Annotated in this window: 16 protein-coding genes and 1 tRNA gene; 12 read left to right on the forward strand and 5 right to left on the reverse strand. The window is 66.3% G+C overall.

Features of this window, described 5'->3' with window-relative positions; genetic code table 11:
- Window positions 1–48: 48 nt before the first annotated feature.
- A complete protein-coding gene (locus GD627_RS04185; protein ID WP_152271460.1) occupies window positions 49–498 on the reverse strand; it encodes a Fur family transcriptional regulator in 450 nt (149 codons plus the stop codon).
- A gap of 168 nt (window positions 499–666) precedes the next feature.
- Here GD627_RS04185 and GD627_RS04190 point away from each other — a divergent pair, with 168 nt between their 5' ends.
- Together GD627_RS04190 and GD627_RS04195 are read left to right on the forward strand one after the other, a co-directional pair.
- Window positions 667–1,398, forward strand: a complete 732-nt coding sequence (locus GD627_RS04190) for an alpha/beta fold hydrolase (protein ID WP_194265955.1) — start codon at window positions 667–669, stop codon at window positions 1,396–1,398.
- Between the two features lie 5 nt (window positions 1,399–1,403).
- A complete protein-coding gene (locus tag GD627_RS04195; RefSeq protein ID WP_246165305.1) occupies window positions 1,404–2,237 on the forward strand; it encodes an esterase/lipase family protein in 834 nt (277 codons plus the stop codon).
- 57 nt (window positions 2,238–2,294) lie between these two features.
- On the opposite strand, the gene GD627_RS04200 is transcribed toward GD627_RS04195, so the two are convergent.
- A complete protein-coding gene (locus GD627_RS04200) occupies window positions 2,295–3,038 on the reverse strand; it encodes an MBL fold metallo-hydrolase (protein WP_152271462.1) in 744 nt (247 codons plus the stop codon).
- A 124-nt stretch (window positions 3,039–3,162) separates the two neighbouring features.
- Here GD627_RS04200 and GD627_RS04205 point away from each other — a divergent pair, with 124 nt between their 5' ends.
- The 3 genes from GD627_RS04205 (at window position 3,163) to GD627_RS04215 (ending at window position 6,153) form a co-directional block, all read left to right on the forward strand.
- Complete coding sequence (locus GD627_RS04205; RefSeq protein WP_152271463.1) at window positions 3,163–4,434, forward strand: MFS transporter; 1,272 nt, start codon at window positions 3,163–3,165, stop codon at window positions 4,432–4,434.
- A 126-nt stretch (window positions 4,435–4,560) separates the two neighbouring features.
- On the forward strand, window positions 4,561–5,433 hold the full coding sequence (gene htpX, locus GD627_RS04210) for a zinc metalloprotease HtpX (protein ID WP_152271464.1): 873 nt from the start codon (window positions 4,561–4,563) through the stop codon (window positions 5,431–5,433).
- 42 nt (window positions 5,434–5,475) lie between these two features.
- Window positions 5,476–6,153, forward strand: coding sequence for a histidine phosphatase family protein (locus GD627_RS04215; protein ID WP_152271465.1), 678 nt, complete (start codon window positions 5,476–5,478; stop codon window positions 6,151–6,153).
- A 164-nt stretch (window positions 6,154–6,317) separates the two neighbouring features.
- Here GD627_RS04215 and GD627_RS04220 read toward each other — a convergent pair whose 3' ends face one another.
- Window positions 6,318–6,809 (reverse strand): YajQ family cyclic di-GMP-binding protein, encoded by a 492-nt coding sequence (locus tag GD627_RS04220; protein WP_152271466.1) that lies wholly within the window; start codon window positions 6,807–6,809, stop codon window positions 6,318–6,320.
- Window positions 6,810–6,944: 135 nt separating this feature from the next.
- Here GD627_RS04220 and GD627_RS04225 point away from each other — a divergent pair, with 135 nt between their 5' ends.
- The 6 genes from GD627_RS04225 to amt all read left to right on the forward strand — a co-directional run bounded on the left by GD627_RS04225 (window position 6,945) and on the right by amt (window position 11,866).
- Window positions 6,945–7,277, forward strand: a complete 333-nt coding sequence (locus GD627_RS04225; protein ID WP_152271467.1) for a hypothetical protein — start codon at window positions 6,945–6,947, stop codon at window positions 7,275–7,277.
- Between the two features lie 235 nt (window positions 7,278–7,512).
- Window positions 7,513–7,594, forward strand: a tRNA-Tyr gene (locus GD627_RS04230).
- A 93-nt stretch (window positions 7,595–7,687) separates the two neighbouring features.
- On the forward strand, window positions 7,688–8,125 hold the full coding sequence (locus GD627_RS04235) for a MarR family winged helix-turn-helix transcriptional regulator (RefSeq protein ID WP_152271468.1): 438 nt from the start codon (window positions 7,688–7,690) through the stop codon (window positions 8,123–8,125).
- A gap of 64 nt (window positions 8,126–8,189) precedes the next feature.
- Window positions 8,190–8,591: a thioredoxin gene (trxA, locus tag GD627_RS04240; protein WP_146360930.1), complete on the forward strand. Its 402-nt coding sequence runs from the start codon at window positions 8,190–8,192 to the stop codon at window positions 8,589–8,591.
- Window positions 8,592–8,788: 197 nt separating this feature from the next.
- Entirely contained in the window at window positions 8,789–10,015 is a 1,227-nt protein-coding gene (gene fdhA / locus GD627_RS04245; RefSeq protein ID WP_146360932.1) for a formaldehyde dehydrogenase, glutathione-independent, read from the forward strand.
- 255 nt (window positions 10,016–10,270) lie between these two features.
- The gene (gene amt, locus GD627_RS04250; protein WP_152271469.1) at window positions 10,271–11,866 is read left to right on the forward strand and encodes an ammonium transporter; all 1,596 of its coding nucleotides are present in this window, start codon (window positions 10,271–10,273) and stop codon (window positions 11,864–11,866) included.
- On the opposite strand, the gene GD627_RS04255 is transcribed toward amt, so the two are convergent.
- Window positions 11,863–12,156 (reverse strand): putative quinol monooxygenase, encoded by a 294-nt coding sequence (locus GD627_RS04255; RefSeq protein ID WP_152271470.1) that lies wholly within the window; start codon window positions 12,154–12,156, stop codon window positions 11,863–11,865. The genes amt and GD627_RS04255 overlap by 4 nt on opposite strands.
- A 154-nt stretch (window positions 12,157–12,310) precedes the next feature.
- Here GD627_RS04255 and GD627_RS04260 point away from each other — a divergent pair, with 154 nt between their 5' ends.
- Window positions 12,311–13,963: an AMP-binding protein gene (locus GD627_RS04260; protein ID WP_152271471.1), complete on the forward strand. Its 1,653-nt coding sequence runs from the start codon at window positions 12,311–12,313 to the stop codon at window positions 13,961–13,963.
- 130 nt (window positions 13,964–14,093) lie between these two features.
- On the opposite strand, the gene GD627_RS04265 is transcribed toward GD627_RS04260, so the two are convergent.
- A complete protein-coding gene (locus tag GD627_RS04265) occupies window positions 14,094–15,131 on the reverse strand; it encodes a DNA-3-methyladenine glycosylase family protein (RefSeq protein ID WP_246165307.1) in 1,038 nt (345 codons plus the stop codon).
- Window positions 15,132–15,227 lie beyond the last annotated feature (96 nt).

Raw genomic sequence — 15,227 nt, forward strand, 5'->3', positions numbered from 1 at the left:
TTCTTTCTCTGGTGCTGACAAAAGGAGGAGGAAAGGCTGGGGGCCGGCTCAGGAGGCTGCTTCGGCGCAGTCGGTGCAGAGCCCGCGGTACAGCACATCGGCAATCTGAATGGTCATGCCGGTGGGATTGCCGGGGGTAAGGCAGGGTGCGTGGCCGACGGCGCAGTCGACGTCTTCAATCCGCCCGCAGCCGGTGCAGACCGCGTGGTGGTGGTTGTCATTCACGCGGGTCTCATACCGGGCCGGTGAGTCGGGTGTCTCGATTTTCCGCAGCAGGCCGATTTCAACGAGGTCCGCCAGGACCACATAGACCGACTGCAGGCTGATGTCCGGAAGATCGTTCCGGGCACCCGCCGCGACGTCGTCCGCTACCGAGTGGGGTGCGGCGTCAACGGCGCGGAGCACGGCCAGGCGCTGTTTGGTGACCCGGCGGCCATGCATGCGCAGCTCGGCAGACCACGCGGCGGTGGTCTCTTCTGCTGCTGCTGTTCCGGTCATGCCACTCATCCTATCTTTAATCTGAGTAATTCATAATAAGTCGACCCTTACCTGCCGCCGTCCCGGTACGCTGGGCGTAGATCATTCCACGGAACACCAAGCGGAGGCATAGTGCCGGCAGCAGACGTTCGAATCGGATACCGGCGCGTAACGGTAGGGCAGACAGAGGTGGATATCCGTACCTACCGGCGCTTTGATGACGCCGGAACGCCGGACTGGCCCGAAGCCCCGGGCGAGGTGGTCCTGGTGCACGGGATCGGCGCGTCGGAGCGGTATTACGGACCGCTGATCCGGGAACTGGCACGCACCTCGATTGTGCACACGCTGGAACTTCCCGGTTTCGGCTCGACTCCGAAACCGCGCAGGCAGCTCCAGATGGAAGATTTCGGGCGCATTGCCGTCGAGGCCCTTGAACTTGCCGGCATATCCGGCGCGCAGTGGGTGGGCCATTCGATGGGCTGCCAGGCGGTGGTGGAGATGGCGCTCGCCGCCCCCGGTGCCGCCTCCTCCGTGGTACTGCTGGGTCCCACTATTAACGACGCCGAGCGCTCTGCCCCGCTGCAGGCGCTGCGCCTGCTGCAGGACTGCCTGGGCGAACCGCCGGCGGTCAACTACATCCTGGTCACCGACTACCTCCGGGCCGGTCCGCGCTGGTACCTCACGACCCTGCCCGTAATGATCCGCCACCGGATCGAGGACCGGCTCCCGGACGTGGTGCCCCCGGTGCTGCTGGTGCGCGGAGGTAAGGATCCGGTGGTGCGGGCGGACTGGCTGGCCCGGCTGGCCGCAGCCCGCCCCGGTACGGTGACGGCGGAAATCCCCGGTCAGCCGCACGTGATGATGTACACCCGCCCCCGGGAAACGGCCGCCCTGATCCGGACGGCGGTTCCAAAACGGTGATGCAGGTGCCGCGGAAGCCGGGTGGCCCTAGGCTCCGGAAGGCGGATGCGCCGGAAACCGGCAAGCCCGGGGTAGCGCCGGATGCCGGACTCCGCGCCGGAACGGGTGCCGGTGTCCGCCCGCGGCGCGGCGGCCGGATTTTCCGCTGGAGCCGGGAAGCGGGCGGCTGGGCCTCGGACTACGCGTACGTGGCCTACTGGCAGGTCCGGAACTTCGTGCTGCGCCGCGATCCGTCCGCCTACCTCCACCCCGAGGGCCCGCAGCGGGCCCCGGTGGTGCTGATTCCCGGAGTCTATGAGAACTGGCAGTTCCTGCGTCCGCTGGCCGACTACCTGTTCGAGCGCGGACATCCGGTGCATACAGTGGCGCCGCTGGGCTACAACCGCGGCGCGATCGAGGATATGGCGGCGCTGGTGGAACGCTACCTGGTGGAACAGGGCCTGCAGGACGTTCTCGTGCTGGCGCACAGCAAGGGCGGGCTGATCGGCAAGCAGCTGATGACCCTGCCGGAGGGCGGGGTCCGGGTAGACCGGATGATTGCCGTCAACACGCCGTTCTCCGGATCCGTGTATGCCGATCTGTTTCCGCTCGCGTCGATCCGCGCTTTCTCCCCCCGGGACCCGTTCCTGCGGCGGCTGCTCGGCAATGAGGAGGTGAACGCCCGGATCACCTCCGTCTACAGCAACTTCGACCCGCACATCCCGGCCGGCAGCCACCTGGCCGGTGCACGCAACATCCAGCTGCAGACCATGGGCCACTTCCGGCCCATCGGAGATTCGCGGCTCCTCGACGTCTTGGAGCAGGAGCTGAACGACGCCGGACCCGGCGGGCCGGCCTAGGGTATCTGCGCCGAGTGCATCGCCCCGGGGGCGCGTCCCGACTAGGGTGCGTCCCGCCTAGGACGCGCCGCGGGCCAGGGCCTCTTCCACGGCCGCTGCCGCGCCGTCCCGCCACGGTTCGCCGTGGCCGGTGAGGAGCAGGGGAGCATCCGTTTCGGCCAGCAATGACAAGGAGGCGAGTGCCTGGGCGCTGTCCGCCGTCGCCGCGCCGGAGACGATCTGCGGACCCTTGGCACCGGTGTAGGGGTTCAGGGTGACCAGGGAATCGCCGCTGATCAGCACGCCGCGGTCCGGATAGTGCAGGGCCACGTGGCCCGCCGTGTGTCCCGGGGTGTACAGAATCTCGGGCGTGCCGGGCAACGCGGCTCCGGAATCCCTCGTCAGGCTGTGCACATCGGTCACGCCGCGCACGTTCAACGCCCCGGCAAGGGTCATTGCGCCCAGCACCGGCACCGCCTTGGGGTAGCGGATCGGATACAGGAACCGGTTGGTTTCGTGCTCGTAGCGGTAGGGGTGGGCGGCAATGTACCGGTCCGCGTCATGCACCAGGATAGGCGTGCGGTACTCCTGCCGAAGCCGTGCAGCGGTACCCACATGGTCGAAATGCGCGTGGGTCAGCACCAGGGCGCGGAGATCCCCGGGGCCGTAGCCCAGCTCGTCCAGTGCACCGGTCAGGTGCGGCCACATTCCCGGCAGGCCGGCATCGATCACCGCCACGCCGTCGTCGTCCTCGACGAGGTAGACATTCACAAAGGAATGCTCAAGGCGGTGGATTCCATCGGCAACGTTACGGGTAAACACGGCGGTTACTCCTTAGACAGGAACGGCGGACGGCATGGTTTCTCCCCCCATCCTAAGCAGGCTTTCTAATCCGGCGGGCGTGTGCTGTGCCCGAAGAGAGCCGGCGGAACCCTAGACTGCTTTGGTGCCAAGACTGCTCGCTGACCTCACGCCCCTGCGCGAAAGCCCCGAATTCCGGCGGCTCTGGACCGGAACCGCGCTGTCCGCCGTCGGCACCCAGCTCACCCTCGTGGCCGTCAGCCTGGAAGTCTACGAACTGACCGAGTCGAGTTTCAATGTGGGTCTGCTGGGGCTCGTGGGCCTGGTGCCGTTGATCCTGGCCGGTCTCTACGGCGGATCCGTGGTGGACGCGTATGACAGGCGCAAAGTGGCGCTGTTCTCCTCGGGGCTGCTGTGGATCAGCACCATCGGCATTGCCGCGCAGGCCTGGGCCGGGGTGGGCAATGTGTGGCTGCTGTACCTCCTCGTGGCAGTCAATGCCGGTGCGGGCGGGCTGAACCAGCCGGCCCGCAGCGCGATCATTCCCCGGCTGGTCCGTCCCGAGCTGCTGCCGGCCGCCAATGCGCTGAGCATGATGACGTTCGGCCTGGCCATGACGGCGGGCCCGCTGCTGGCCGGCGTGCTGGTGGCCCGGGTGGGCTACGGCTGGACCTACACCATCGACGTCGTCACCTTCACCGCCGCCATGTGGGCGGTGTACCGGCTGGCGCCCATGCCGCCCGTGGGCAAGGTGCAGAAGGCCGGGCTGGGCTCCGTGCTGGAGGGATTCCGGTTCCTGGGCACCAGGCCCAATATCCGCATGACCTTCGTGGTGGACCTGTGCGCCATGGTGTTTGCCCAGCCCCGGGCACTGCTTCCGGCGATCGGGGCACTGATGCTGGGCGGCGGCGCCACCACCGTAGGTGTGCTGCTGGCGGCCACCGCCGTGGGAGCCTTCCTTGCCGGACTGTTTTCCGGGCCGCTCGGGCTCGTCCGCCGGCAGGGCCTGGCCGTGCTGTGGTCCGTGGCGGCCTGGGGGCTGTCGGTCACGGCCTTCGGAATAGTGGTGGTGCTTGCCGGGCACAACGACGGCGCCGTTCCGTCCCAATGGCTGATTCCGGCGGCGGCGGCCATGGCCTGCGCAGGAATTGCCGATTCCATCAGCGGCGTCTTCCGGTCCACCATCCTGCAGTCCGCCACGCCGGACGCCATGCGGGGCAGGCTGCAGGGTGTGTTCGTGGTGGTGGTGGCCGGCGGGCCGCGGCTGGGGGACCTGGTGGCGGGTGTGGATGCCTCGCTCGTGGGAGAGGGCTGGGCGGCCGTGCTCGGCGGACTGATCTGCGTGGCCCTGGTGGCGGTGCTGGCTCGGAGCCAGCCCCGGTTCGCGCGGTATGACGCGCTGCATCCTGAGCCCTGAGCCCTGAGCCCTGAGCCCTGAGCCCTGAGCCCGGCGCTCGCGGAACAGTCCGAGCCACTTAAACGTTGAACCATATGGATCAACAGACACCGCAGGCCCCGCCTGTATGAAAGGACCAACACACCCGTGCACCGACACTTCAACGGCCTCAAAACCGCAGCCCTGTTCGGCGTACTCTTCGCCGTGCTGCTGGGCATCGGAGCCCTGCTGGCCAGCGGAACCGGAAGTTCCGCGTTCATTTGGATCTTCCTGGTTATCGGACTGGCCACCACGGCCTACAGCTACTGGAACAGTGACACGCTCGCCATCCGGGCCATGCGTGCCGTGCCGGTTACCGAGGCACAGGCCCCGGAAATGTACCGCATTGTCCGGGAGCTGTCCCTGCAGGCCGGCCAGCCCATGCCGCGGCTGTACATATCTCCCACCATGGCCCCCAACGCCTTTGCCACTGGCCGCAACCCCCAGCACGCCGCCGTGTGCTGCACCCAGGGCATCCTGGCCCTGCTGAATGAACGCGAGCTGCGCGGTGTGCTCGGCCATGAACTGATGCACGTCTACAACCGTGACATCCTCACCTCTTCGGTGGCTGCGGCCATTGCCGGCGTGATCACCTCGCTGGGACAGTTCCTGCTGTTCTTCGGCGGCGGCGACCGGCGCAACGCCAATCCGCTGGCGGCCATCGCCATGGCCATCCTGGCCCCGTTCGCTGCGTCCCTGATCCAGATGGCGATCGGCCGGACCCGGGAGTACGACGCCGACGAAGACGGCGCCAGGCTCACGAATGATCCGCTGGCGCTGGCATCGGCGCTGCGCAAGCTGGAGAGCGGAACGCAGCGTGCACCGCTGCCCAGCAATGACCAGAAGCTGGCCAACACCGCGCATCTGATGATCGCCAACCCGTTCCGTGCCGGCGTGCGCGGCCTGCTGGCCACCCATCCGCCCATGAACGAGCGCATCCAGCGCCTGGAGCGCATGGCGGGCCGCAGCCTCGGCGCCTAGCCGGGATATGATCCGCTGCCCGGGACAAAGTAGGCTTCGGGCATGCGTCTGATACTCATCCGCCACGGCCAGACCCCCTCCAATGTGGAACATTTCCTGGACACCGCTGTTCCGGGACCTGGCCTGACGGAACTGGGCCAGGAGCAGGCGGCGTCGCTGCCCGAAGCCCTGGGCCACGAACCCATCGACGGCATCTTTGCCTCCAACCTGGTGCGTACCCAGCTCACTGCCGCACCCCTGGCCGCCGCACTGGGGCTACCGGTCGACATCCGTGACGGGCTGCGTGAAATCTCCGCCGGTGAGCTGGAAATGCGCAATGACCGGGACGCGATTATTGCCTACCTGAAAACCGTCTACAGCTGGGTTTCCGGCGACACTGCCGTCCGGATGCCCGGCGGGCCCGACGGCGCCGCCACGCTGGGCCGCTTTGATGCCGTCATCGAGGAACTGGCTGCCGCGGGACTGAAGTCTCCGGCCCTTTTCAGCCACGGGGCCATCATCCGGGCCTGGGCCACGGCGCGTGCCGCGAATGTGGGAGCGGATTTCATCGTTGACAACGGGCTCAGCAACACCGGCGTTGCCGTCCTCGAAGCGGAAGACCTGTCCGGCGGCGGCCTCGGCCCCTGGCAGCTGCTCACCTGGATGGGCGAAGCAGTGGGCGGCGGAGATCTCAGGGACTACGGCAGCGACGGTCCCGCGGCGGACGACGTCACCCTCTAGGCTGCCGCTGCCCGGACTCCCGCGGCCCGGACCGCCGGACAGTTGGACCGCCGGTCAGTTGGGCAGCCGCGCGGCCGGAGGGGGTACGGCAAACGGCGCCGTCCCCGCCGGGGGAGGCGCCGTCGTCGGACCGTGCTGGAGTCTTGCGGAAGTCCCGTTGGGATCTAGCGGAAGTTGATGAACTGCAGATCGACTTCGAGGTCCGCACCCTTGAGCAGGGCCATGGTGGCCTGCAGGTCATCGCGGGACTTGGAGCTGACCCGCAGCTCATCGCCCTGAATCTGGGACTTGACGCCCTTGGGGCCTTCGTCGCGGATCAGCTTGTTGATCTTCTTGGCCTGGTCCTGGGCAATGCCTTCCTTCATGGAGGCTTCGATCCGGTATTCCTTGCCGGAAGCGAACGGCTCGCCGGCGTCCAGGGACTTCAGGGAAATGCCGCGCTTGACCAGCTTGGACTGCAGAACGTCCAGGACGGCCTTCACCCGGTCCTCGGAGTTGGCCTTCATCAGGATCTTCTCACCGCTGAAGTCCACCTCGGCACCTACGCCCTTGAAGTCGTAGCGCTGGATAATTTCCTTCTGCGCCTGGTTCAGCGCATTGGCCACTTCCTGCTTATCGATCTTGCTGACGACGTCGAACGTGGACTCGCTGGCCATTTCGGAACTCCTCTAAGTTGGTGACTTTTTCCTGCTACTTAGCGTAGTAGGTCCCGGCACGGATGGCGCCCCGCTCACAGGAGCCGTCCAGCCGGCACCCGGCATTGCCACATCCAGGCGCGGAAGGGTGAGGGGGTGGAAAACAATCCCCATACCGCGTCCCGCCCCTCTCCCCGCCGTCCCGCCGCTGTCCGCATCCGTACCGCGGCAGCCGGTTCGTTCCTTGCCGCAGCGTCGGCTGCCGGACTCGGAGTCATCGGTGCTCCACCGGCGAAGGCGGAGATCGGTCCGGTCTCCTCAATGCTCGACGGCGGCACGTTGGCCGCGGACGACGAACGGGGCGTCCGGGAGCGCCTGGCCGGGATCCGCACTGATCTGGACAACGCCGTCGCCTGGGGTTCGGTGACCCGGACCCAGGCGGACCGGTTCTATGCACAGCTCGAAGGACGCATAGCGCGGGGCCTGTAGGCCCGCAATCCGGGGAAGGGTGTCGAAAGGCCGGGGATGCACCCGGAGCAGGCCAGGAACAGGCCCGCGAATGTGCCCGGAACAGGCCCCGTGACAGGCACGCAACAGACCCGGGAACGGCGTCCTTTAGTGCCTCGGAAGGGGATTTGGGGCTCGATTCGTAACTTTGGAAAATCTTCGGTAAAGTTGTCTTGTCCGCAGCCGCTGCGGACAACGTCTTCGGTTGAAGACGCTCGGCAGATTACCCGAGCGGCCAAAGGGGGCTGACTGTAAATCAGCTGGCAACGCCTTCACTGGTTCGAATCCAGTATCTGCCACCGACAAACCCGTCCTCACTCCGGTGGGGGCGGGTTTTTCCGGATATACGGGCCCTTGCGCGCCACGCCCACTAGATATTAGGCTCCCTAAATATGAGTAGCGATCCCGCCCTGGACGAGCTTGCCGATGAATTCCGCGAGTCGCTCCGGCTGGCACTGTACATTGCCCGCAACATGGACGCTGACGCCAGGTTCAGCGCCACGCAGGTCAGCCTTATGAAGATGGCCTCCGGCGAGGGGATGCGCGTGAGCGAGATGGCCCGGAACCTGGGAGTGAAAGTTCCCAGCGCCACTGAGCAGATCATCCGGCTCGAAGGGGCGGGCCTGCTCAAGCGCAGCCCCGATCCCCACGATTCCCGCGGTGTCCGCGTCACCCTCACGCCGCAGGGTCAGGAGTCGCTCCAGGATGCCAACCGCACCAGGACTGCTTTGATGGCCTCCCTGCTGGAGCAGCTGAACAGCGAGGAACGGGCGGCACTCTCGGCAGCACTGCCGGTCATCCGCAGGCTCACGAAGCTGCCCGGAGCCTAGGCTGCGCTTCACCGGTCAGCGAACAGCTGCAGACAATGCCCGCGGGCCCGGTTAGCGTTGGACCATGGCAACTATCGACATCACCGAAGCAACTTTCCCCGAGACCATCGAGGAAAATGACATCGTCTTTGTGGACTTCTGGGCGGACTGGTGCGGTCCCTGCAAGCAGTTTGCACCCGTGTACGACTCCGTCTCGCAGCAGCACGATGACATCACCTTCGCCAAGGTGGACACGGAGGCCGAGCAGGGGCTGGCAGCCGCCGCAGGCATCACTTCCATTCCCACCCTCATGGCCTTCCGGGAAAAGGTGCTCGTGTTTTCCCAGCCGGGCGCACTGAACGCCAGCCAGTTCAGTGAGCTGGTGGAAGCAGTCAAGGGCCTGGACATGAAAGCCGTCCATGAGCAGATTGCTGCACAGGAGCGAGAGGCAGCCGCAGGTTCCAACGGACAGGCCAAGCAGGCCTAGTTCCTCCTTTCTCTGGTCAGGGAGGCATCCGCGACGGATGCCTCCCTGACTGCGTTGATGGTGCCGTCTTCGCTCCGATTCGAAAGCGAATACCTCCTACCGCCTCCGGGCTGGCCGCTGTAGTCTCCCTGTCACGGCCGCACCGCGGGGGGAGCAAAGGGCGGACGTCAACGACGACGAGACGATGCGAGGAAGACATGAGCTCCAATCGAGGAATTGCCTATATGGAACCGGGCGTGGTGGAAGTCCAGGACATCGACTACCCCACCTTCGAACTGCAGGACGGGCCCGGGGTAAATCCGGCCAATGTAGGCCGGAAGCTGCCACACGCGGCCATCCTGAAAGTGGTCACCACCAATATCTGCGGATCCGACCAGCACATGGTCCGCGGGCGGACGACGGCGCCGCCGAACCTGATCCTGGGTCACGAAATCACGGGGGAAGTGGTGGAGACCGGACCGGACGTTGAGTTCATCAAGATAGGGGATATCGTCTCGGTCCCCTTCAACATTTCGTGCGGCCGCTGCCGCAACTGCAAGGAGCGCAAGACCGGCATCTGCCTCAACGTGAACCCCGACCGTCCGGGCAGCGCCTACGGATACGTGGACATGGGCGGATGGGTGGGAGGACAGGCGGAATATGCGCTGGTGCCCTACGCGGACTGGAACCTCCTGCGCTTCCCGGACAAGGACCAGGCCATGGAGAAGATCCTGGACCTGACCATGCTCTCGGACATTTTCCCCACCGGTTACCACGGAGCCGTCTCGGCCGGGGTGGGCGTGGGCTCCACTGTCTACATCGCAGGTGCCGGTCCCGTAGGCCTGGCGGCAGCGGCGTCAGCACAGCTGCTCGGTGCGGCCGCGGTGATCGTGGGTGACCTGAACCAGGACCGGCTTGCGCAGGCCCGCAGTTTCGGCTGCGAAACGGTTGACGTGTCGCTGGGGGATCCGCGGGACCAGATTGAGCAGATCCTGGGGGTACCGGAAGTGGACTGCGGCGTCGACGCCGTGGGATTCGAGGCCCGCGGGCACGGTGCCGGTTCCGGAACGGAAGCACCCGCCACGGTCCTGAACTCACTCATGGGAATCACCGCGGCAGGCGGTGCCCTGGGCATTCCCGGGCTTTACGTCACCGGGGACCCGGGCGGCGTGGATGAGGCGGCGCAGAAGGGATCCCTGAGCCTCGATCTGGGTACGGGTTGGGCCAAGTCCCTGTCCTTCACCACGGGGCAGTGTCCGGTCATGAAGTACAACCGGGAGCTGATGATGGCGATCCTGCATGACCGGGTGCAGATTGCCAAGGCCGTCAATGCCACCCCGATCAGCCTGGACGAGGCGCCGGAAGCTTACCGGGAGTTCGACTCCGGCGTGGCACGTAAGTATGTGATCGATCCGAACGGGATGTTGAGCTCGGACCGGAAGTAGACCGCAGGACCGCAATCAGGACCGGAACGCAGCACAGCGGCCGGGAGGACCGGAGAAATCGGACCTCCCGGCCGCTTTCTGCGCCGGGACCCTACTGATCCCCTCGCACGCGGCGGTACGCTCGACTGGCCAGCGGAGCCGGATGTCGCGGCCCCCAACTTCTTGAATGCCCACGGCAGAAGAACGAGTTGGAAGCGGGAAAAACATGTGCGCTAGCAAAAGAACTTTCAGGAGCGGCGCTTTCGGAGCCGCTGCGTGAACGGGGCGGATACCGCCTGGGTGCTGGTGTGCGCAGGTCTTGTCTTGTTCATGACGCCCGGACTGGCACTCTTTTACGGCGGCATGGTCCCCGTGCGCAATGTGCTGACCATGATGATGCAGAACATCATTCCGCTGGGCATCATCTCGGTGACCTGGGTCCTGGTGGGGTACACACTTGCCTTTAGCAACAACGGAAACTCCGTCGTCGGCGAGTTTGACGCGTTTGCGCTTATCGACGTCGATACACCCCAGTTCCACACCGTAGCCGCCGGCGTCACCATTCCGGCACTTGCCTTCGTGGCCTACCAGATGATGTTCGCCGTGATCACTCCGGCACTGCTCACCGGTGCGACCGCCGGCCGGCTGAAATTTGCCGGCTGGGTGGTTTTCCTGGCGGCCTTCTCCATCCTTGTGTACCCGCAGGTGGCCCGCTGGCTTTGGCACCCGAAAGGCTGGCTGGCCCAGCTGGGGGCGCAGGACTGGGCCGGTGGAATTGTGGTGCATGCTTCTGCAGGTGCCGCCGCCATAGCCGTGCTGCTCGTGGTGGGACGGCGGCGCGGCTGGCCCAACCTGCGGACTTCCCCCAACAACCTTCCCCTGATGCTGGTGGGCGGCGGAATCCTCTGGTTCGGCTGGTTCGGCTTCAACGCCGGTGACGGGCTGCAGGCCAACGACATTGCCGCGCAGGCGCTGGTGAACACCCATATTGCGGGTGCGGCGGCAATGCTCACCTGGCTGGTCACGGAGCGGATCACCAGCGGCCACAGTACCCTGGTGGGTGCGGTCTCCGGGGCTGTGGCCGGACTTGCCACCATCACGCCCTGTGCAGGTTTTGTGAGCACCGGCGCGGCCCTGCTCATCGGCCTCATTGCCGGGTGTGTGTGCGCGCTGTGCGTGCGGCTCAAGCACGTGTTCGGTTATGACGACGCCCTGGACGTGATCGCCGTGCACTTTGTCGGCGGCGTCCTCGGGTCCCTCCTGCTGGGCTTCTTCGCGGACAGCTCCGTGAACCCGGTCAGTGCTGACGGCGTCTTCACGGGCGGCGGCGGCGGGCTGCTGTGGCACCAGGTGGTGGCGATTGTCAGCGTAGTGCTGTTTTCCTTCGTGCTGAGCTGGATTATCGCCGTTCTCATTTCCCGCACCATGGGCCTGAAAGTGCCCGGGCCCGAGCAGGAGGACCTGGACCACGTGCAGCAGGGTTCCTCGGGATACTCGCTCAGCCCCACCACCACCCGGCCCACTGCCGCCGGCCGGGCCGCGGCAGACAGCAGCAACTCCGCAGACCGCCGGGACCACCCGTCGCCGAACCACCTGGTCAGCGCCGTGGTCAACGCCGAACGGATCGACGGACTCCGGGATGCACTCCTGATGGCCGGAGCGCGGTCCCTGGAGCTCGCGGATGCCGTGGTCTACACCGACAAAGTCCGCACCGAAACCTTCCGCAGCGAGAAGCGGCGGATCGACTTCGATGACCGGATCCGGGTGCAGGCGGCCGTGGACGAGGACCATGAGGAGGCCGTGGTGGCCGTCCTCAAGCGGTTCGGCGCGGAGCCGGAGTCCATCTACCGGCTGGCCATCACACCGTATTAGACCTGCTCAACCTTCAAGGGTTCGGCAAGCAGGGCGCTCAGGGATTCCCGAAGGTCCTGCAGAGCAGGCCCGCGGGCATGGCGGTCCAGATCTTCCTGGGAGGCCCACCGTTCGGCCAGGACAATTTCCTCCTCGGAATCCTTGATGATTTCGTAGCGCAGGCAGCCCGGTTCGGTCAGCACCTGCTCAACGGCGATGTCCAGGGCCAGCTTCACCCGGGTGTGTTCGCCCGGGTTGGGGACCATGGTGGCGCGGAGGTCAATGGCGTTGTTTGCATTAGCTTCAGTCATGATCCCACCCTAGGCGGCCCGGGCCCCGGTGACACGGACATCCGCGCCGCAGCCTGCCACACCGCCTCCTGACACACCCGTGTATCCCGCTTCGCAGGGACGCAAAGTGTTGGTAGCGTTGCGGCCACCTGTTCCGCAGCCGAAGGAGTCTGCCGTGTCCTCATATGCAGCTTCACCGTCGCAGGTTCCCCTGCTGGAGGAAACCATCGGGGCGAACTTTGAGCGGACCGCCCGCCGGTTCCCGGCTGCTCCCGCGCTGATTGACGTCCCCACCGGCCGCACCTGGACTTATGCCGAATTGAACGCAGACGTCAACGACGTCGCTGCCGGGCTGCTGTCCCGTGGCGTCCAGGCCGGCGACAGGGTGGGAATCTGGTCTCAGAACTGCGCGGAGTGGACAGTGGCCCAATACGCCACCGCGAAGGCCGGCGCCATCCTCGTCAACGTCAATCCGGCCTACCGGCAGCACGAACTGGACTTCGTGGTGAAGCAGAGCGGGATGCAGATGCTGCTTACCGCCCCCAGCGACCGGCGCAGCGGCTATGAGGAGATGGCGCAGGCCGCACTGCAGGCCGGGGAGTCGCTGACCGATCTCGTATTCCTCTCCGGTGACGGGGCCGGCAGCTTCACGGCGCTGGCCCGGGAGGGGCGGGAGTCCGGGGCTGCGGGACAGGACGCACTCGCAGAACGGATGGCGGGCCTGAAGCCGGGGGATCCCATCAATATCCAGTACACGTCCGGAACCACGGGTTTTCCCAAGGGAGCGACTCTGACGCATTCGAACATCCTGAACAACGGATACTTCATCGGCGAGCTGCTCGGCTACACCGAGGCGGACCGTGTGGTGCTTCCGGTGCCGTTCTACCACTGCTTCGGCATGGTGATCGGCAACCTTGCAGCACTCTCGCACGGTGCAGCCACCGTCGTTCCCTCCCGGATGTTCGACGCTTCAGCGGCGCTCGCCGCCGTTGAAATGCACCGGGGGACTTCCCTGTACGGCGTGCCCACCATGTTCATCGCCGAGCTGGGGCTGCCGGACTTCGGCCGGTATGACCTCTCCACGCTGCGCACCGGCGTCATGGCAGGCTCGCCGTGCCCGGAGGAGATCATGAAGCGGGTCATAGACGAGATGAACATGGCCGAAGTGGCCATTTGCTACGGCATGACCGAAACGTCGCCGGTATCCACCATGACCGTCCGCGGGGACTCACTGGACCGCCGCACCCGCACGGTGGGACGGACCATGCCGCATCTGGAAAGCCAGGTAGTGGACCCCGGAACGGGGAAGCAGGTTCCCTTCGGCGACATCGGCGAACTCTGCACCCGCGGCTACAGCGTCATGGCCGGATACTGGAACCAGCCGGAGGCCACCGCCGGGGCCATTGACCCGGAGGGCTGGATGCACACCGGAGACCTGGCCCGGATGGATGAAGACGGCTACGTCAGCGTGGAGGGCCGCATCAAGGACATGGTTATCCGCGGCGGGGAGAACATCTACCCCCGGGAGATCGAGGAGTTCCTCTACACGCACCCCTCGATCCAGGACGTCCAGGTCATCGGTGTTCCGGACGAGCGCTACGGAGAGGAACTGATGGCCTGCATCATTCCGGTTCCCGGGGAACCGGAACCGGATGCGGAAGCCATCGCGGACTTCTGCCGGGGACAGCTGGCCCACTACAAGATTCCCCGGTATGTGCAGATCCGGGTCAGCTTCCCCATGACCGTGTCCGGCAAGATCCGCAAGGTCGCCATGCGCGAGGAAGCAATTGGCCTGCTGGCGGGCACCGGCACCCCTGCGGTCTCCTAGCGGGAGTAAGCGGGCATTCGGGGGAGGGGTCCGGAGGAGGCGGCTTTAATATTCCCTGCGAGCTCTGCGAGCGGGGAATTTCGTTGCCGCCGACCCGGGCACCTGCCCCGCCCGGCACACCGGGATCACCTCAGCGCCGGCGGTGGTCCATCGGTGCGAGCTTCGGTCCGTAGGTGGGCTTGCGGTAACCGCTGAGCATAATCATCCGCACCACCCGCTGACGGTGTCCCTGCCAGGGTTCCAGCAGCCTGAGCATGCCGGCGTCGTCCGTGCGTTGTCCCGTAAGGGCGGCACCCACATACGCGGCCAGATGGTAATCGCCCACCGAGACGGAATCCGGAGCCCCGTGCGTCCGCTGGGTGATTTCCGCTGCACTCCATACGCCAATCCCGGGCACAGAGCACAGCTTGGCCGTCAGATCGGCACCCAGGGGTGCGCCCGCCAGCCGCTCAAGAGCCGAGGCCTGCGAACAGGCCCGCAGGATAGTGCTGGAACGGGAGGAGTCCACCCGTGCCTGATGCCATTCCCAGCTGGGGATCCGCCGCCAGGTGTCCGGTGCCGGTGCTGCAAACATGCCTGCCGGTGCCGGGCCCGGAGCCGCGGTGCCGTAACGGGTCACGAGGTAGCGCCACGCGTAGTAGGCCTCCAGGACAGTGACCTTCTGCTCCAGCACCACCGGGATCAGGGTGTCCATGATCCGGCCCGTGCTCGGCAGCCGCAGGGAGAGGTTCCGGCGCCGGGTCTCGGTAACCATCCGGGGCAGCGTCGCGAGGAACGCGTCGTCGTCGAACCCTGACCAGTCGTCCTGCTCTCCGAGCAGCGCGGGCACCGAGTCCAGGGCACACTCCGCCCCCGGGCCCCAGGCCTCTGCACGGACACGGGCGCCCGGGGCGGGAACCGGCTCCTCGCGCAGGTTCAGCGTGGCCGGACCCTCAGGAGTGAAGAAGGTCAGCCAGGCAACCCCGGGGCCGAGCCGGATGGTCGGATCCTGCTTTCCCCGGACCAGGATGCGCAGCGAGGTCTGAAGGCAGTACGGAGCGGGTGAGTCCCAGTAGCGCACCAGGCCCGCAGCACCGGACGCGGCGGAATTCCGTGCCCGCGGAACAGGCCCCGGCGGAACGTGCTGCACTGGAACAGGCCGCATTGGAACAGCGGCAGTGAAGGACATGCACCTATGGTTGCACGTACCGCCGCCGCTCCCGGCAGCCAGACGGACTGCCCCGGTGTGCGTTTTGCTACGCCGTGTTCCATGCCCCCTGTTGCG

The sequence above is a fragment of the Arthrobacter yangruifuii genome (assembly GCF_009192775.1).
Classification (GTDB): domain Bacteria; phylum Actinomycetota; class Actinomycetes; order Actinomycetales; family Micrococcaceae; genus Arthrobacter_B; species Arthrobacter_B yangruifuii.

What these genes read in the sequence shown, in the direction of transcription:
- GD627_RS04235 (WP_152271468.1), top strand. Translation starts at nt 7,688, where the DNA reads ATGAGTAGCGATCCCGCCCTGGACGAGCTTGCCGATGAATTCCGCGAG.
- trxA (WP_146360930.1), top strand. Translation starts at nt 8,190, where the DNA reads ATGGCAACTATCGACATCACCGAAGCAACTTTCCCCGAGACCATCGAG.
- GD627_RS04185 (WP_152271460.1), bottom strand. Translation starts at nt 498, where the DNA reads ATGACCGGAACAGCAGCAGCAGAAGAGACCACCGCCGCGTGGTCTGCC.
- GD627_RS04215 (WP_152271465.1), top strand. Translation starts at nt 5,476, where the DNA reads ATGCGTCTGATACTCATCCGCCACGGCCAGACCCCCTCCAATGTGGAA.
- fdhA (WP_146360932.1), top strand. Translation starts at nt 8,789, where the DNA reads ATGAGCTCCAATCGAGGAATTGCCTATATGGAACCGGGCGTGGTGGAA.
- GD627_RS04220 (WP_152271466.1), bottom strand. Translation starts at nt 6,809, where the DNA reads ATGGCCAGCGAGTCCACGTTCGACGTCGTCAGCAAGATCGATAAGCAG.
- GD627_RS04255 (WP_152271470.1), bottom strand. Translation starts at nt 12,156, where the DNA reads ATGACTGAAGCTAATGCAAACAACGCCATTGACCTCCGCGCCACCATG.
- GD627_RS04265 (WP_246165307.1), bottom strand. Translation starts at nt 15,131, where the DNA reads ATGTCCTTCACTGCCGCTGTTCCAATGCGGCCTGTTCCAGTGCAGCAC.